This is a genomic window from Marinifilum flexuosum, from assembly GCF_003610555.1.
Taxonomy (GTDB): domain Bacteria; phylum Bacteroidota; class Bacteroidia; order Bacteroidales; family Marinifilaceae; genus Marinifilum; species Marinifilum flexuosum.
The window spans coordinates 1,946,230-1,964,624 of record NZ_RAPQ01000008.1 but is presented as its reverse complement, the minus strand read 5'-3'; the positions used below and the strand labels follow the sequence as shown (position 1 = coordinate 1,964,624).

General features: G+C 36.5%; 12 protein-coding genes and 1 other RNA gene. 3 read left to right on the top strand and 10 right to left on the bottom strand.

From position 1 onward, the window contains the following. Positions 1-783: 783 nt before the first annotated feature. From BXY64_RS07955 to BXY64_RS07925, 6 genes are all read right to left on the bottom strand, one after another. Complete coding sequence (locus BXY64_RS07955) at positions 784-2,739, bottom strand: polysaccharide biosynthesis protein (protein ID WP_120239352.1); 1,956 nt, start codon at positions 2,737-2,739, stop codon at positions 784-786. Between the two features lie 555 nt (positions 2,740-3,294). After that, positions 3,295-3,652, bottom strand: an RNA gene (rnpB, locus tag BXY64_RS07950) — RNase P RNA component class A. 193 nt (positions 3,653-3,845) lie between these two features. Next, entirely contained in the window at positions 3,846-4,148 is a 303-nt protein-coding gene (locus tag BXY64_RS21680; protein ID WP_394340477.1) for a four helix bundle protein, read from the bottom strand. A 118-nt stretch (positions 4,149-4,266) separates the two neighbouring features. Then, complete coding sequence (locus tag BXY64_RS07940; protein WP_120239350.1) at positions 4,267-5,400, bottom strand: SPOR domain-containing protein; 1,134 nt, start codon at positions 5,398-5,400, stop codon at positions 4,267-4,269. 250 nt (positions 5,401-5,650) lie between these two features. After that, positions 5,651-7,534, bottom strand: a complete 1,884-nt coding sequence (locus BXY64_RS07935; protein WP_120239349.1) for an OmpA family protein — start codon at positions 7,532-7,534, stop codon at positions 5,651-5,653. A gap of 752 nt (positions 7,535-8,286) precedes the next feature. Beyond that, the gene (locus BXY64_RS07925) at positions 8,287-9,534 is read right to left on the bottom strand and encodes an S-adenosylmethionine:tRNA ribosyltransferase-isomerase (protein ID WP_120239347.1); all 1,248 of its coding nucleotides are present in this window, start codon (positions 9,532-9,534) and stop codon (positions 8,287-8,289) included. 95 nt (positions 9,535-9,629) lie between these two features. Between BXY64_RS07925 and BXY64_RS07920 the strand changes: the two genes are divergently transcribed. Further along, the gene (locus tag BXY64_RS07920; RefSeq protein ID WP_120239346.1) at positions 9,630-10,658 is read left to right on the top strand and encodes a Smr/MutS family protein; all 1,029 of its coding nucleotides are present in this window, start codon (positions 9,630-9,632) and stop codon (positions 10,656-10,658) included. A 264-nt stretch (positions 10,659-10,922) separates the two neighbouring features. Here the strand turns inward: BXY64_RS07920 and BXY64_RS07915 are convergent, their stop codons facing one another. The 3 genes from BXY64_RS07915 to BXY64_RS07905 all read right to left on the bottom strand — a co-directional run bounded on the left by BXY64_RS07915 (position 10,923) and on the right by BXY64_RS07905 (position 14,477). Next, the gene (locus tag BXY64_RS07915; RefSeq protein WP_211334433.1) at positions 10,923-11,573 is read right to left on the bottom strand and encodes a LysE family translocator; all 651 of its coding nucleotides are present in this window, start codon (positions 11,571-11,573) and stop codon (positions 10,923-10,925) included. A gap of 54 nt (positions 11,574-11,627) precedes the next feature. Continuing rightward, a complete protein-coding gene (locus BXY64_RS07910; RefSeq protein WP_120239344.1) occupies positions 11,628-13,433 on the bottom strand; it encodes a lysophospholipid acyltransferase family protein in 1,806 nt (601 codons plus the stop codon). 204 nt (positions 13,434-13,637) lie between these two features. Beyond that, positions 13,638-14,477 (bottom strand): histidinol-phosphatase, encoded by an 840-nt coding sequence (locus tag BXY64_RS07905; protein ID WP_120239343.1) that lies wholly within the window; start codon positions 14,475-14,477, stop codon positions 13,638-13,640. Positions 14,478-14,527: 50 nt separating this feature from the next. On the opposite strand from BXY64_RS07905, the gene BXY64_RS07900 reads away from it, so the two are divergent. Beyond that, positions 14,528-16,438: a YgiQ family radical SAM protein gene (locus tag BXY64_RS07900; protein WP_245996619.1), complete on the top strand. Its 1,911-nt coding sequence runs from the start codon at positions 14,528-14,530 to the stop codon at positions 16,436-16,438. A 112-nt stretch (positions 16,439-16,550) separates the two neighbouring features. Beyond that, positions 16,551-17,276: a tetratricopeptide repeat protein gene (locus BXY64_RS07895; RefSeq protein ID WP_120239342.1), complete on the top strand. Its 726-nt coding sequence runs from the start codon at positions 16,551-16,553 to the stop codon at positions 17,274-17,276. Positions 17,277-17,354: 78 nt separating this feature from the next. Here BXY64_RS07895 and BXY64_RS07890 read toward each other — a convergent pair whose 3' ends face one another. Next, positions 17,355-18,302, bottom strand: a complete 948-nt coding sequence (locus tag BXY64_RS07890; RefSeq protein WP_120239341.1) for a TIGR01212 family radical SAM protein — start codon at positions 18,300-18,302, stop codon at positions 17,355-17,357. Positions 18,303-18,395: the final 93 nt, after the last annotated feature.

Below are 18,395 nucleotides of genomic sequence, written 5' to 3'. Positions count from 1 at the left end.
ACAAGACCTGTTTCTTTTTTCTATTCCTCTTTCTACCCCTAAATCCCCTAAAGGGGACTTTTTTCTGCATCAAACAAGCCCCTTTAGATTACAAAACGAAGCGTCTCATGACTAAAAGGAATAATTAAAGGGTAAACACAGGAAGAAATCCAATCCAGAAAGCTTTCGGGATGATCAAAATCAAATCAACCTCACTCTATCTCTCTCCTTTAGGAGAGAAGAACACAGCTTCCAAACTTTGCATACTCATTCCTCTTTTCTACTATTTTACCATTCCACTTTTCTAGACTCTTTGACTCTTCCAGACATTACGACTTTAGGTTTCTTCCGTCGCATATGAACGATCTTCATTAATCAAAGGCATGCATTTGCGACGACATATGCCTGAACCATATGCCTTGGGCTACATTCGCTTTGCTCATTTGCCCAAGGCTATAAAGATTACGCCCCCCTGGGGCTTTATTTACAATGACCATTCCTCTGTGAATCATTAACCATTCATAATTGAGAGAAATCCTTCTCCCTATCCTGAATGGTAGAGAGATGACTACAAAATTGGAATGCTAATTGTTTACTTCCTGAACTTTTCCATCATTCTACCTTTTCACTTTTCTACTTTTGCTTTTTTGTTACTCTCGTGCAATGGTAGTTAAAAATTCTCAATAAAAAAGCTGCCAAAAGTGTCAAGTTCGATTGCTTCCCAGTCCATTAACATCTGAATAAAACAAAAGCTGTTTTACACATGATGCAAAACAGCTTTTAACCTATCTTTTTTTTAGATGTCTAGCTCAACATCTCTTTAATTTCTTCAGACACACTTTGTTCTCCAACCAGTTTGGATTTTGACACGAAACGCTTATCCAATTGTTCATAAATTGAGTTCATCGATTTAAACTCCGGAACTATTGCTTTCATGTGGGCCACAATCTTAAAATTATCATTGGTTTCCAGCAATTCATAAAACTGCTCAATCAGCAACTGCACCTCTGCCAATTCATACTCTCTCACCTTAGCGACCATAATACGAGGATGCTTGGTTGGAATGGTATTCTCTTTTACATTCAGCAACTCCTCATACAATTTCTCACCAGGTCTTAAACCTGTAAATTGAACCTGAATATCCTCACCCAATTTTAAACCACTCAATTTGATCATCTTATAGGCCAAATCTGCAATCTTAACAGATCTCCCCATATCAAAAATAAAAATCTTCCCTCCAGAACCAATTGCTCCAGCCTGCATCACCAATTGACACGCCTCTGGAATGGTCATGAAGTACCTGGTAATTTCAGGGTGGGTTACCGTAATTGGCCCTCCTTTATCGATTTGAGCTTTAAATCTTGGAATCACCGATCCATTCGATCCCAAAACATTACCAAAACGCGTAGTAATAAAATGCGTAGGACATCCTGGATAATTTAATGATTGTGTATAAATCTCTGCTATTCTTTTTGACGCCCCCATCACATTGGTTGGATTCACCGCTTTATCCGTGGAAACCATCACAAATCTCTCCACTCCATATTCAAGTGATAGATCGGCAATATTTTTTGTTCCCAATACATTTGTTTTAATCGCTTCAGAAGGGTTGTTTTCCATCATGGGAACATGCTTGTATGCCGCGGCATGATATACCAAATTAGGCTTATAAACATCAAACATTCTTTGAGTTCTCTCCTTATCGCGAACATCTCCAATAACAATTTCAGCATTAAAAAAGCTCAACTCTTCTTTTAAGGACAATTCAATATCGTACAATGGAGATTCCGCCTGGTCGAACAAGACAATACATTTTGGAGAGAAACGCGCAACCTGACGAACCATCTCGGAACCGATAGATCCAGCAGCTCCTGTAACCAAAACAGTTTTTCCATTCACCTGCTCGTTGATCTGATCCCAATCCAAATGAATTGGATCCCTCTCCAACAAGTCCTCAATTTTAATGGCCCTAATTTGTTTAACGCTCAATTCTCCATTCACCCAACTTTCAAACTTAGGCACCTCCCAAACTTTCACATTGAATTCAAGACATTTTTCAACCACCTCACTCTTTTGAGTATGAGATAAATCTTTCTTGGCAATAATAACCTTATCAACCTCTTTGCGTTCAATCAAATCCTGCAAATCGGAAGTACTGTATATCTTCACATCCTCTAGTTTACTTCCCACCTTTTTGTTATTGTGGTCGATAAATGCAACGATAGAACTATTTACTTCACTACCACTATCCAAAGCATGCTTTGCCATGATACCAAACTCATCACTTCCGTAAATCAAAATATTCTCACGAATCTTAGATCGAGTCAAGTACCTATAGTAAATGGCCTTGAATATGATGCGACTACTTGTCATTAAAAAGACAACTGCAATGTATTCGATAATCAAAATTGAAAAGGGCACAATAAAGACACCATCCCTTGCAACATAACTCAATAAATTAAACAAAGTAAAGACCGCAGACCCTATCGAAACCACAACAAATATTCTTTCCGCATCTTTAGAACTTGTATACCTAACAATTCCTGCATAAGTGCCTCCATATAGAAAAGTCAAAGCCCTTAACAATACAAACAAGGGAATAATTACCTTTGCGGCATTCAAATGAATCTCTTCCAAATTAAAATTAAAACGCAGAAGATAAGCAGCTGTAATCGAAACCAAACTAATCGCTAAATCGATCACAAAAACAATCCAACGTGGAGTTGTCTTATCAAAAATGTTAATTTTAGGTAAAGTCATAATAAACAATTTATAGTAGTATAAGTGGTATTATTAACTCGTATAGTCAACTTGACAAAAGTACAGCCTTAATTTATCAAAAGCAAGTGTCAAACCTGTCATTATTTTTTTTTAATCAAAACTCAAATTCCCTTTACATTAATTTAGCATCCATTCATCATAGTCTAATCCATTACTCTTAAGATTACAAATTACACAAACGGTTGCGTGTTCGTTTTACTTTTTTTTCAATTATTATACCGTTTTATTTAACCACCACCCTACACAACTTTAAATAATTATTTTAACAAGCTATCTTTGAAGTTCTTAGGAGAGAAGTGAAATGGTAGAATGAACAATGAGTATGCAAAGTTCGGAACACAATACTACTTTCGCAACTTTATACTTTATACTTTATACTTTATACTTTATACTTTATACTTTATACTTTATATCTCGAAGAGTCGGGACCAGCAAGCTGGCTTGGTTTTTGGAATTCGAGATTAGCAGATACAAAAAAAACCACCTCAAAACATTGAGATGGCATTATTAATTAACAATTGTTCATTACTAATTAAAATTGGCAAACCTATAAGCCGGGTCCTGTCCTCTTAAAAAAAGAGTTTCTATCATTTATCTTGAACATTTGTTACCAAATGTCTCTAGCAATCTACCCCCCGACATCGGCCGAGTAAGCCTACAACTGACGGTATACTTGATCTTGCAACACATAAGGTACACGGCTACCCATGTCACCACAGGTACCGGTGAGCTCTTACCTCACCTTTTCACCCTTACACCAATAAATTGGAGCGGTTATTTTCTGCTCTACTACTAAAGCCTTTCGGCCTTCTTCCAGTTAAGAAGTATGTTACTCTGCGTTGCCCGGACTTTCCTCTCCTTCTTGCGAAACAGCGATAGAACGGTTTGCCAGCAGCAAAGATAAGGAGAAAGGAGGAAAGGAGAAAGGAAAAAAGGAAAAAAGGAGAAAGGAAAAAAGGAAAAAAGGAGAAAGGAAAAAAGGAGAAAGGAAAAAAGGAGAAAGGAAAAAAGGAGAAAGGAGAAAGGAGAAAGGAGGAAAGGAGAAAGGAGAAAGGAGAAAGTGGAAGGGAGAAAGGAGAAAGGAATTATTTATTAAATCTTTTTCTGGTTTTAGAATGTATCGTACCCAGTATTTTCATCAATTCCATTGATTCCTTTTCAAGGCTATTCCAAACATCATTTTTACTTGAAATAGCCAATATTAATCTGATCCAATAGTTTGTTTCCCTTATTTCTTTTAATGAAATTGCTATTTTATTTGAGAAATCGGCATTTGAGACTGCCGCTTGAGCTTCCTCATAATTGGCTCCGACCGAAGTTGCTGATTTTAATATCTGATGAGAGACAACTTGAAATTCCCTTCCCTTAGGTAAATTTCTTACACCCATAATTACATCCACAGAAAATTTAAACAACCTTTCTTGTAATTGGTTTTGTCCCACTTTATACTTTATACTTTATACTTTATACTTTATACTTTATACTTTATACTTTATACTTGCTTGATTAAAGTTTTACAATGAACGCATCCCTAAAGCCATTCTTGCGCACTTCGCGTAACTCGCGACGGCAAACCCAGTAGTTGTCGTAGTTACCCACAAAATAGCGATACAATTTATCGTGCTGATCATAGGACTGACTCACATCTTGTAGCTTAAAGCGAGAGTTTTTCACTTTGTTCTTTCCAGCAAAAATTTGAATGGTATAATGAGCATCAGCTGCAGCATCAGGCTGATTTACGACTCTCCTGTCTTTACTTGGATCCTTGACTCCTGCTTTGGTAAAGCCCAGATCATGAAGTTTTTGAACTGCATCATCTGCTTCCTCTTTGTCGGCATACGGTCCAATTTCGATATAATAAATTGGGGATTTGGAAATCTTCAGACTTGACGACTCATAGTAGTAATCAACATATTCCTTACCACGCATTTTGCGTCCCATATTATAAGATCCCTCACTCGTCTTTTTGGTATTTTTGGCTTTCGAAACATTCACCAATTGTCCCTTATTCATTACAAGTAATTCTGCATTTGCATACTTGCTCTTCACTTTATCATTCAGATATTTTTCTGCATTACCCACATCCTCAAATTTTCCTAACAAATAGTAATACAGCCCTTCCTGCTTGTGTACCTTAGGCTTCAAAGCTTCAAATTGATTTGCCGTTAAAATCTCTTTTGATTCTTTTAATTTAATGGTATAGAAATATGCATTTTCTACATTCGTCAATTTTGATATTGCCAGTTCTGCAGATTTCTTTTTCTGAACATTCTTATCTTGTGGTTCCGATTTGATTACTCCCTCTAACTCTTCTTCCGAAAACTCCTCTAACAAATCAACAACTCTGGCCTCTGCATATCCAGTTTCTTTTAACCTCTCTCTCAAGTCTTTTGCTTCGTTCAAAGACTTTGTAATCCCTGAAATGTAATGAAAATCACCTTCTTTGCTACTCAATTCAATCACCCCTTCTAAATTCTCAAAGTAATCAGTGTAAACAGGGTATTTGTATTTTGCAATCTCAACTGCATAAGAAGTACTACCAGATGATGCTACATTAAAATTCAAATCTAAAACAGGGGAAAAGTAGCCGATTGTCCCAACCGATAAAACAAAACAGATGATAAAATAGATATTTCTCATAGTGCAAGATAGAATAGAGTACAGAGATAAATTGAACGCAATATTCGTAGTAAATATAATAATTTTCGGATGATTACCAATTAAGATTTTATATTAATACTGATAAAAGTCAAGGGTAAAGGAGAAAGGAGAAAGGAGAAAGGAGAAAGGAGAAAGGAGAAAGGAAAAAACGAGAAAGAAAAAGCGCCTCCTGCCATTCTACATTTCTACTATTTTACTTTTCTACTTTTATAACTGCTAACTGATATAGCTATTTGATTACAAATAACAATTCCAATCTTCGGTTCTGTCGATGCAGCTCTTCCGAACAATCCATATCATCGACACATCCATTTACAACAAAACGTTCTCCATAGGCATTACAGATGATTCTATTGGAATCAACACCTTTGGCAATCAAGAATTCCCTGGCCATTTTTGCTCTCTTCATGGACAAAGTCTTATTGGACTCAGCAACTCCTTTCGAATCGGTATGCGAATTAATAACAATATCCAATTCGGGATACATCTTCCAGAAACCCGCCATTTTCGATAAAGTTAATTTTGCCTGAGAATTTAAACTCTCTTGCCCCGCATCAAAATGAAGTTTACGAAACATCATTCTTTTATCTGGATAATGAATTGGGGTCAACTCTTTGGCAAAACCTCCCTCCATGTTTTCCTCTAATTTCCTAAGCAGTATATCAATGCTCAAATTAGATTTCACCGGATAGTACTTTACACGAGTCTTCTCATAGCCTTGTTTCTCTGCATTTATCTCATAAAGAATGCCCTCGCCCAGTTCATAACACGAAACCTCAAACTGAAACTTGCCTGCAGCGATTTGTTGTGGCACAATCATTTGATTACTCAGCACCTTTTCCACTTCAATCTTCGCATTCGCAATTGACTCCTTGCTGATCTCATCTTTCACAAAAAGCTCAACCTGCATTTTTCGATCTGCACCAAATGAATAAATTCGATCTCGAATTCCCTTATTGTTTCTGTCCGAAACCATTAAAAGCTGTCCTTCTTCAGGACTATTCTGAATGCTAAAATCATTCTGCGATGAATTTAAAGCAGGACCTGCATTCTTCACCTCTCCCCACTCGCCTTCTTTTGTTTTCGATGCATAAAACAGATCCAAATGACCATAACCAACCTGCCCGTCGGAAGCAAACCACAACTTTCCATCCTTTAAAATGGAAGGGTAAATTTCATGATGTTTGGTATTGATTTCTTCTCCTAAATTAATTGGCGCTCCCCAGAACTTTCCTCTCTTATGACATACATAGATGTCCATTCCTCCGTATCCGCCTGGCATATCCGAAGAAAAATACAAACTCTTGCCATCTTTGGTAATATAGGGATAAGCACACGAATATTTTCGACCATTAAATGGCAGAACAAAACTTGCCTTCCATTTATTTTTTTTGAGCTCAGCCTCAACAATCTCCATATACTGTCTGCCTTTCCTGGTATACCAACGCGTGTAATACATTGTTTTCTCATCTCCAAGAACAGCAACCGCACCAAGATCAACAGCATTATCCAATTGATTGGCCCAAGGTTTCAATTCTGAATATTCCTGATCGGTAAACTCACTGTAAAACAATTGATAGTTCTTAACTCCACGAGCATTCTTTTTGCCCAGATTAGAATACATGATTTTATTCCCCACTACACTTACACCCAAACTTTTCGATTTGGGCTGCTGATGAATGGCGCGTAAAATCATTCCTGAAGCGTCAGTAGCTTTCTCTAATTCTTGTATAGCTTTGATTCTCTTGCATACACGGATCTGATTCGCACCTTTTTCTGCAGCTCTTTCACAACACAATATTGCCTCTTCATACTTTTCCGCATTTAAATGGATATGAGACAAGGCCAACAAATCGTCTGCAGATTTTTCACTATCATATATTTTTTGATAATAGTTTTCAGCCTCCTGGTAATCGCCCAAGAAGTAATAGGACTCTGCGATCTTGCGGTTGATTTCAGGGTTCTTGTTTTTTACATTTTTAAAATTTGCAATTGCCTCTGCATAATGAGTCTTTACAAAGGCCTTCTCTCCTCTTCTCAAAAATCGGCTTTGAGCAGACAGCAGAAAAGCAAAGCAAACAAACAATAAAGTCAGTTGAAATTTGGTAGCCATACTTTTACAATGTTTGGGATGAACATAAATAAAAATAGGGATTTTTGGAATAAATCCCAAAATTCAATCCCTAAAGCTTTCGGGACCAAATCACAAATACCATGCAACAAGGAGAAAGGAGAAAGGTGAAAAGTGAAAAGAAGGAGATTTACGAAGATCTCGAAGAATTAGACGCAGATGTTGATGATGGATATGATTTTCGCAGATAAGTTTTGTCCACAGATAAACACAAATGACAGCATTCAGCAGGCAAATCGAACCAGTTGTCATTCCAATCCCGGATGGAAGTGATTTCTAGCCTGCAATTGGTCATTTTAACATTGAGTAATGAACAATTACAAGTAATGCATTGGTTTGTGCCTCTTTTCTTGCAATTACCTCACCCCAACGCTCTCCTCAAAGAGAGGGAGTTTGGAACTGCCTTCTTTTCTTCTTTAGAAGATAGAGTAAGGTTCTATTTATACAGTCAAAAAGTCGAATGGCCTGGAAGAATCTGGAAAAGTCTTAAACAAGCGAGTCCATAAGACTTAAAGGATAGCCCCAGAGGGACGTAATCTTTATAGCCTTGGGCAAATGAGCAAAGCGAATGTAGCCCAAGGTATATGGTTCATACAAATATCGTCGCAACTACATGCGCTTAATTGATGAAGATCGTTTATATGCGACGGAAGAAAATACAAATAGTAGAATGGGACACTTTCTCCTTTTTCACCATTCTACTATTTCACTTTTCTACTTTCCAGACCTTTGGACTACCCAACTATCTCTCTTTTCATTAAGAGTGAACTGTCACCATAGCTCAGGAAACGAAATTCGTTATCCAAGGCATGCTGGTAGATTTTTCTCCAATCTTCACCCACCAATGCCGATATTAGCAACAACAAAGTACTCTGTGGTTGATGAAAATTGGTAACCAATCCTTTGATCACCTTAAAATCGTAACCTGGAGCAATAATAATTTGCGTAGCTGCATTAAACAGGCTGATTTCATTCTCTTCCATATAAGCACAAATGGCCTGAAATGATTCTTCTACCGTATAATTCTTAGGCAATTGATAGGCTTCCCATTGCCTCAACAACTTAGGATCTTCTGCCTTTGTCAGGATTTTAACACCCATCCAATACAAACTTTCCAATGTACGAACCGATGTTGTTCCTACTGCAATGACTCCATTTTTTGTAGCCGCAATACTTCTTAAGCTTTCTGCAGTTACCTGGATATGTTCGGTATGCATTTCATGATCCCCAATCTGATCAGATTTCACAGGCTTGAACGTACCTGCACCTACATGCAAAGTCAATTCTTCACGTTCAATTCCTTTGGCATCCATTTCTGCAAAAACCTTATCGGTAAAGTGTAAACCTGCAGTAGGTGCTGCCACAGAACCTTCAAATTTGGAGTAAACCGTTTGGTATCGAACCAAATCACCTTCTTCAGTATCTCGATTCAAGTAAGGTGGAATTGGAATTTTACCTGTTTGCTCCAAAACTTCGCTAAAACTGAGCTCCTCATGATTCCAGCTAAACTGAATTTCCTGGGCTCCTTCCAACAATTGAATTCTCTCTGCCTGCAATTGATACTCCTTCTCATCTACAAAGAAAGACATGCTTAACACTCCGGATTTCCATTTTTTTGAATTCCCCACAATACACTTCCATGTAGACTTTTGAGTTGCCTGAAAAGCCAGGTTGTAATCAGCAGGATTCAAGGGTTCCAAACAGAAAATCTCAACACGTGCACCTGTTTCTTTATGGAAAATTAGTCTTGCCTGGATTACCTTGGTGTTGTTGTACACCATCTTCGTTCCCGACTCTATTTCTTCCGGAAGTTGATTGAATACAGATTCATTGATCTCACCATTGCGATAAATTAACAATTTAGATAAATCTCTATTTTGCAAAGGGTGTTTTGCAATTCTATGATCGGGCAAATCGTAAGTAAAATTTGCAATTTCAATCTGTTGTGTCTCTAATGTTTTGTTTTCTGTATTAATCTCCATCTTCCTTCATCTGTGCGCCACACATTATCATGCGGCAATTCATTTTGATCGGCAAAAATAGCTAACTTTGTTGGGAATTAAAAAAATCAGATCAAATGCAAATCAATATAGGCGATAAAGTCCGTTTTTTAAATGATATAGGCGGAGGAACCGTAACCAAAATTATCGATGCAAATACCGTTATGGTGTTGAACGATGAAGATGAATTTGAGATTCCAAGCATAAAAAAAAATCTTGTAGTAGTTGAAGCAGCAGGTGGCGAACAAGCAAATCAGCAGCAAACCACACATATTACATCAGAAAGTTCGACCGTTAAAGCAAGTGCACAAAACTTATTTGTAGAGAAAGAAGAAGTATATGTAGCATTTGCTCCGCGTGAAGGCTATAATCCAACGGAGAGTCCTCAGGAACTATACCTGATTAATGATACCAATCATATTCTTCTGTATGGATTCTATGATAAAAAAGGCAACAAGATGGAAGGACAAACAGCGGGTAACCTTGATCCAAAATCAAAAATCCTGCTGAACGAATATGACCTTAAGGAGTTAAATGAATTATCGAGCTGCTTCTTTCAGATTTTATTCTACAAACCAGGTGAGTCTGACATCAAGAAGCCCCTTGAACGAAACATCAAGATTCAACCGGTAAAGTTCTACAAGTCTACAAGCTACAAAGACACTCCCTATTTTCAGCAAAATGTAATTCTTCACAAACTAACTGGTGAAGATTTAGAGCACAAATTGGAGGAACTGAGCCAAAAAGAATTTAAAAAAGTAATTCGAGAAAAAGAGTCTGCCAATAAATCATCAAAACCACAAATCAATGTGAAAGGCAAAGAGGAGATTATTGAAGTAGATCTTCACATCAACTCTTTGATTGATTCGGTAACTGGTCTTTCAAATGCAGACATTCTAGAATTTCAATTGAACAAGTTTCATGAAATCATGCGTCAATACCAAAATTCGAAAGGAAAAAGAATTGTGTTCATCCATGGAATAGGAAATGGAACTTTGAAAAAGAAAGTACACGACGAATTGCGACGCAAATACAAAAAGCACTACCAGCAAGATGCTTCGTTTAAAGAATATGGCTGGGGTGCTACTATGGTAACGATACGATAATTCCGAATTATAAAGAATGAGTGAAGGAGTGCAAAGAATTGTGCTCCTTTTTTTTGAACAGTACAACAGTCAAACAGTCGGAAAGTCAAAGAGTCAAATGTTCGAGAGTCGGAAGGTCGAAACGTGGAATAGTTTTAATTAGCTCAACTCACGATGCAATGAAGCGTCATACTTCAGCAAATGATATTTTTCAGCTATTAAGCTGAGTTCGCTGAAAAACAGATGCCCCAGAAAGTCAGATTTACTCAAGATCTGTTTTGAAAATTAAGAATTCAAGAATGATTTGATCGGCTCAAAGCAGGAAAGAAAAACCAAGAATCCCAAAATGGCAATGATTAATCCGGATATTTTGTTGATCCAAAACATCTGTTTTAGTCGAAACTTTTTTCTAAACAGATCGACTATGGTTGATAAGGCATACCACCACAATGCTCCACCCAATAATACACCAAGCAATAAATAAAGACCTGTCATTGCGGAATGAGCATCTCCAAACACTGAAGCTCCGGCAAACATAGCTCCAAAAAACAGGACCGCAATAGGATTAGAAAGCGTTAAAAAAAAGATGGCCAAAAAATCACCAAACATTCCTCTTTTACCTGGCGACTGCGACTTTTTAAATTGCTTCACTGTATTGGCAAGAAAAATCCTTAACCCAACCAAAATCAAAAAAATAGACCCAATAAGTCTGAAGTAAAATTCCTGGGCTTGAATAAAATTAATTACAAAACCTAAACCCAAAACAGCAATGGAAGCGAATAAAGTATCAGCGACAGCTGCTCCCGATCCTGAAATAAAACCAGCCAGCCTTCCTTTCTGTAATGTTTTTTGAATGATTAGAACACCAATGGGTCCTAACGGTATTGAAGCCATTAAGCCCACAACAATCCCTTTAAATATATATTGAAATTCCAACTAATCGTCTTTTTCAGTTAACAAAATTGAGTCCCAAAGTTCGGAATAAATCTCTTAAAATTCCACATCATCCGAAGAAAATCTTTGAAGAATCGTATCATCATTTATTTCCTTCGATAAGGATTCAATCACTTTCATTGGAACATCAAACAAATCCAATACAAGCAATCCATCCAAACAATCATTAAAATTCGGATCAATATTAAACCCTACAATTTTTGCATTCAAAGAAATATACTTCTTCAACAAGACTGGTAACTTGTCATTGGTAATTTCAAAATCACCAATTATTTTATCCAATTTATTGATATCATTCTTAGCTGTTTCCAGCAAAATATCAACATCTAAATCTTTAATCTTAACCTTGAATTGCTTTCTCGATTTGATATGCTGCCCCATTTCGTAATTGAAATAGTTGGCCATTATAAATTTAATGATCAAATCCTTCGACAAATTCGAGTATTTATTACTAATACTAACAGGACCAATCAAGTAACGAGATTCCGGATTTTTAAGTAAGAAGTACAATATCCCTTTCCAAAGCAAGAAAAGAGGCATTGGTTTTCTTTGGTATTCCTTCACAATAAAAGAACGACCAAGCTCTAATGATTGACTAAGAATAGGCTGAAATTTCTTACCCATGCGGAACAAACTTTGCAAATAAAAGCCTTTTAATCCATAGCCAGATAAGATTTCATGTCCTTTCCCAACACGGTAAGCCCCTACAATCTTATGATTTTCTTCATCCCAAATGAAAAGTTGGTGATAATACAAATCAAACTCATCGATATCTATACTTTGATTTGTCCCTTCTCCCACCTCACGGAAAGTGATTTCGCGCAAGCGACCAATTTCATTTAGTATGTTAGGCAGTTTTGATGAAGGTGCACAATACACGCAATACGATCTGCTTTTAAATAGCAAATAATCATCTTTCAAGCTGTCTACCTCATTTCGAATCACATTCTCGTCAATCGGAGGGATTACATCTTCCACCTTAATCACCTTGGCTTTGCGCTTAAAGCGATAAAATTTCTTTACCTCGATTGGAGTTCCCAACATGTAGGTTTTTGCACGCAAAAATCTTCCATATTGATTGATATCCGTAAAGCCTTTCTGATCTTTTTGAGAAATCGGATTACCAATTCTAATGCGTACAACCTTGTTCTTTTTATTCAATAATTCTGAAGGAAGTTTCACAGTTCTCAAACTTGGGTGAATCATACCCAACAAATGAAAAATTAAACTGTTGTTTCCCTGAAAATATATTGGAACTACCGGCACATCTGCTTTCTTAATAAATTTAAGAATGGAAGGCATCCATTGCTTATCGGAAATATTATGCGTTGCCGATTGATAGGTTGAAACCTCTCCTGCCGGAAAAATCCCCAATGGTTTTCCATCACTTAAATGTCTCAATGCTTCTTTTAAGCCTCCTGCACTTGATGCAGCTCCTTTTCTATCTTCAAAAGGATTCACTCCCAAGAAATATTCCTGAATTGGCTCAACTTTTTTTAATAGAAAGTTCGCCATCGCCTTAAAGTCCGGTCGAACAAGACTTAATAGTTTTATCAAAATAATCCCATCTATTCCTCCAAATGGATGGTTCGAAATGGTAATAAATGCACCTTCAGTAGGAATTCGCTTTAATTCTTCTTCATCAAATTCAAATTTGATACCTAGTTCTTCAATCAAAGCGTCTATAAACTCGATCCCGTCTTTACAACAATTATCAGAGTATAGCTTGTTCAGCTTGTCTAATTTTAAAATGTACATTAGAAATTTGGCAAAGCTTTCACCGCCAAACCAATTTAAACTTTCGCTGGCTTTTAGCAAATCTTTCGGATCGACTAATTTCATATATAAATATTTTCCTGAAAGTCCTTTAAAAAGGCAAAATCTTAGTCTAATAATTAAGATTAACTTTCTTTCTTAGTTTCTGTTTAGATTGTCTAACGATAGCACTCGTTTCAACCGAACACTTCGTCTTAATTAGGCAAAAATAGTATTATTTCTTATATCAGAGCTTGAATATTTGGTTAAATCACTATTCAATTCTTTTATTTAAATACTTTCTTTAATCCAAATTCCCTTATGAAAAACACTAACTTGCTTAAAACCTATCTGTTTTAGCTTTTTTCCAGTTTCATCAAAATGGCTTAATAATTCAGAAGGTTGATGTGCGTCGGTACCAATTGTAACAGGAATATTTCTCTTACAGCATTCTATTAAAAAATAATCATCAGGAAACAGCTTGTCAGATTTCTTTTTGTAAATGCCTCGAGTGTTCACTTCCACAATACAGTTTGATTTTTCAAGTGTATCCAAGGTTTTATTTAGCAAGTTGAGATACCAACCCTCCGTTTCCTCAAAAAATCGTCCCTTATTATTCATCTTCACCTTGTCTATATGACCAAGCACATCAGGCTTCTGGGTTTCGATCATTTCTATCACCTGATGGAAATAAGCAGATACTGCTTTCTCAACATCACCATGAAACAGCTTCTGAATTCCTTCCGAATAATTGGTATCAGGACCGTCTAAAAACCAAAACTCATCATTTGAATCCCCTTTCACCAAATGTACCGACCCAATGGTATAATCCAAATCGGCAATATTCTTCCAAATTTTAAAGGGTTTTGTTGTTCCAGGAATATAATCTAACTCCAGCGACAAGTACACTTCAATGTCATTCTTATATTCCTCCTTTAATCGACTGATCTCATCCAGATAAGATTGAATATTCGAAGATTTCATTGCCCAGGAAACACTTTCACATAAAGGCGCATGGGATGAGAAACCAATTGCTTTCATTCCTAAACTGATTCCTTCTTTTATGTACTCTTCCGGATCTCCCTTACCATCGCAGTAGGAGGAGTGTGTATGATATGAAAAATATTTCATTAGCTCATTTTATGTTGTGCAAATATAAAGCAATATCAAGAACTTTCAAGATGAGTTTAGGAATAAGAGCATGCTTCTTTAAAATGTTTTTAAATAATCCTATCTTTGCAGTAATTTCAAGACTTATGGCGAATAAAGAAACAACTAGATATAATCAATGGCTACCTACATCGGCCAAGGAGGTTAAAGAAAGAGGATGGGATGAATTGGATGTAATTCTTTTTAGCGGAGACGCATATGTGGACCATCCATCATTTGGTGCTTCGGTAATTGGACGAATTATTGAACACGAAGGTTTAAAAGTTGCAATAGTTCCGCAACCAAACTGGCGTGATGATTTAAGAGATTTTAAAAAACTTGGACAGCCAAGGTTGTTTTTTGGAGTAACTGCTGGCAATATGGATTCAATGGTGAATCATTACACAGCGAACCGAAGACTGCGTCATGATGATGCCTATACTCCAGGAGGGAAGCATGGGTTCCGCCCAGACAAACCTACAGTTGTTTATACACAAATCTTAAAAAAGCTATATCCTGAAATACCAATATTGGTAGGTGGAATAGAGGCTTCTTTAAGAAGGTTAACTCATTACGATTATTGGGAAGATCAGCTAAAACCTAGCATTCTAATGGATAGTGGTGCTGATTTGCTAGTATATGGAATGGGAGAAAAACCATTAAAGGAAATTATCCGCTTGATGAAAAGAGGTGTACCTTTTTATTCGCTTACCAACATTCCTCAAACCTCATTCATCGTAAATCAGGATGAAAAATATGCCACAAAAAAGCAATGGCAAAGCCAGGAGCTTTTTTCGCATGAGGACTGTTTGGCTGACAAAAAGAAATTTGCAAGCAATTTTAGATACATCGAGATGGAATCGAATGCCATGATGGCCAAGAAACTAACTCAAAACTACGGTGATCAGCAAATTGTTGTAAATCCGCCCTATCCGGTAATGAATGAAAAAGAGATGGATGAGATTTACGATTTGCCATACACAAGGCTCCCACATCCGCGTTACAAAGGCAAACACATTCCTTCCTTTGAAATGATCAAGTTTTCGGTAAATATGCACAGGGGATGTTTTGGTGGTTGCTCCTTCTGTACCATTTCTGCTCATCAAGGGAAATTTATTGCCAACCGATCGGAAAAATCAATCTTAAAAGAAGTTGAGCACATCACAAAAATGCCAGACTTTAAAGGCTACTTATCTGATTTAGGCGGTCCATCTGCAAATATGTACCAGATGAAAGGGATTTTTGAATCGATTTGTAAAACTTGCCGTCGCCCTTCTTGCATTCACCCTGATGTTTGTCCTAACTTAAACACCAATCATCAACCAATGCTGGATATCTACAAAAAGGTGGATCAAATTCCAGGAGTTAAGAAATCATTCATTGGCAGTGGTGTTCGTTACGATTTAATGATGCACAAATCAAAAGATGAAAGCACCAACAAATCTAATAAGGAATATGCGATTGAATTAATTAAAAATCATGTATCAGGTCGACTTAAGGTAGCTCCAGAACATACTTCTGATGAAGTTCTGGAAGTCATGAGAAAACCTTCATTCAAATTGTTTTACAAGCTAAAAGCCTTGTTTGATGAAATCAACGAGAAAGAAGGCATGAACCAACAGCTTATCCCATACTTTATATCAAGTCACCCTGGAAGCCATGGGGCTGATATGGCTGACTTGGCAATAAAAACCAAAGAATTGGATTTTAAACTGGAACAGGTTCAAGATTTCACACCTACACCCATGACTGTTGCGACCGTAATATATTATTCCGGTTATCACCCTTATACTTTGAAAAAGGTTTTCACTGCCAAGACCAAAAAAGAGAAATTGTCACAAAGAAAATTCTTATTCTGGTATAAAAAAGAATATCGCGATGCTATTAAACAAGAGTTAATTAAAATGGGCAAAAAAGATTTACTCACCAAGTTATTTAGATAGTTTAACAAACAATAAACACTGTTAATAATATTTTTAATGACATTAAATAGGTAATATTTTATTATTCTTCTATATAGTTGTACATTAGGTGTTCAAACTCTAAGCTTAATTTATGAAACCATTTTACCAAACGACTTTTAAATATTTGTTGTTATTCGGATTCATCTTTTTGTTTACAAATTGCGAAAAATCAAAGCAAGACAGACAAAACGAGAAAGGGATTGAATTGCTGGCAGACAAGAAATTCAAAGAAGCTGTCAAGCATTTTACTTCAATTATAAAAGAGGATAAAAACTACTTGCCTGCATACTTTAATCGTGCCATTGCATATTCATACCTTAACAACAACCGGGTTGCCATAAAAGATTTAAATGTTGTAATTGGCAAACAGAAATTTGAGGAAGAAGCCTATTTAAACCGTGCCATTCTTTATGAGAATCAAAAAAATTACAAGCAAGCTATAAAAGATTATTCACATGTCTTAAATATTAATCCTCGAAATATTAAAGCATATCACTATCGTGGCATATGCAAATATTACATCGAAGATTACAAAGGAGCCATTGCTGATTATAACCATTCCATGAAGATTGGCTTAAATTCCTCTGGCGTGTATTATAACAAAGCCGTTTCGCTTGATTGCACAGGCGATTTTAATGATGCCATTAAGTATTACAACAAAGCCATTAAAATAGATCAAAAACTCGACAGAGCATATTATGCACGTGGAATTGCCAAACTAAAGAATGGTGACAAAAATGGCGCCGTAAAAGACATTCAAACATCGGTTAAAATGGGATATAAAAAAGGTGCCGATGTTCTGAAGCAAATTCAGTAAATACGTTCGCTGTTCCGTAATTTAATTGATTCAAAACAAGATCCTGACAGGATTGAAACACTGTTAGCTCTCTAAACTTTATTTCTCGAACAACTTGCCCTGCCAAGTATTTCTCGCTTTTAAAAGATTATTCAGTTTGTTTACGAACTGATAATTTTTAATGCCCCACTTTGGAGCTATCAACCATCCAGGAGGAGCCTGGTTGGTAAAGCGTTCCAACATCACATCAGGATTTATTCTCTCGATTACATTCACAATAAAATCCAAATACTCATCGAGTTCGAACATGTAAAATCGCTCAGGGGTTTGCTCATATTCCTTAGCCATTTGAGTGTTTCTAAGAATTTGAAGCTGATGCAATTTTAATGTTTCAATAGGCAGTTTCGATATTTCAACTGCGTGATTCAGCATATCTTCCTTGCTATCATGAGGCAAGCCATTTACCAAGTGAACACCTATATGAATACCGCGATTGGCTGTTCTTTGAATGGTCCTTTCTGCCTCAATGTAAGTATGCCCACGATTAATAGCCAGCAAAGCTTCATCATTCGCTGATTCAACACCATACTCAATCGCAATATAATTGCTCTTAGCAAGCTCTTCCAAATAATCCAACACCTCATCACTTACACAATCAGGTCTTGTTCCAATAACCAAGCCTACTACCTTCTCGTGAGCCAAAGCTTCTTCATACAGTTCTTTTATCTTATCGATATGACCATATGTATTTGAGTACGCCTGAAAATAGGCCAGATATTTCTGTGTTTTGTATTTGGCCTTAAAAAAATCAATACCTTCCTCAATTTGGGTTGTAATTGATTTGCGTGGACTGCAATAGGCTGGATTAAAACTATTGTTGTTACAATATGTACAACCACCAACACCCTTACTCCCATCTCGATTAGGACAGGTAAAGCCAGCATCGATTGATACCTTTTGAATTCTTTCAGCAAATCTGGTTTTAAAATAAGAAGGAAAATCGTTGTAACGTCCCTCATGTCCCCACGGGTAAGTAATGTCAGTCATTTGTTATTTATTTTGCGACAAAAGTACAAATAGAATTTTAAATCAAACCTTAACAATTCTACTTTAATTCCTAATCTACAGGTAATGTATATA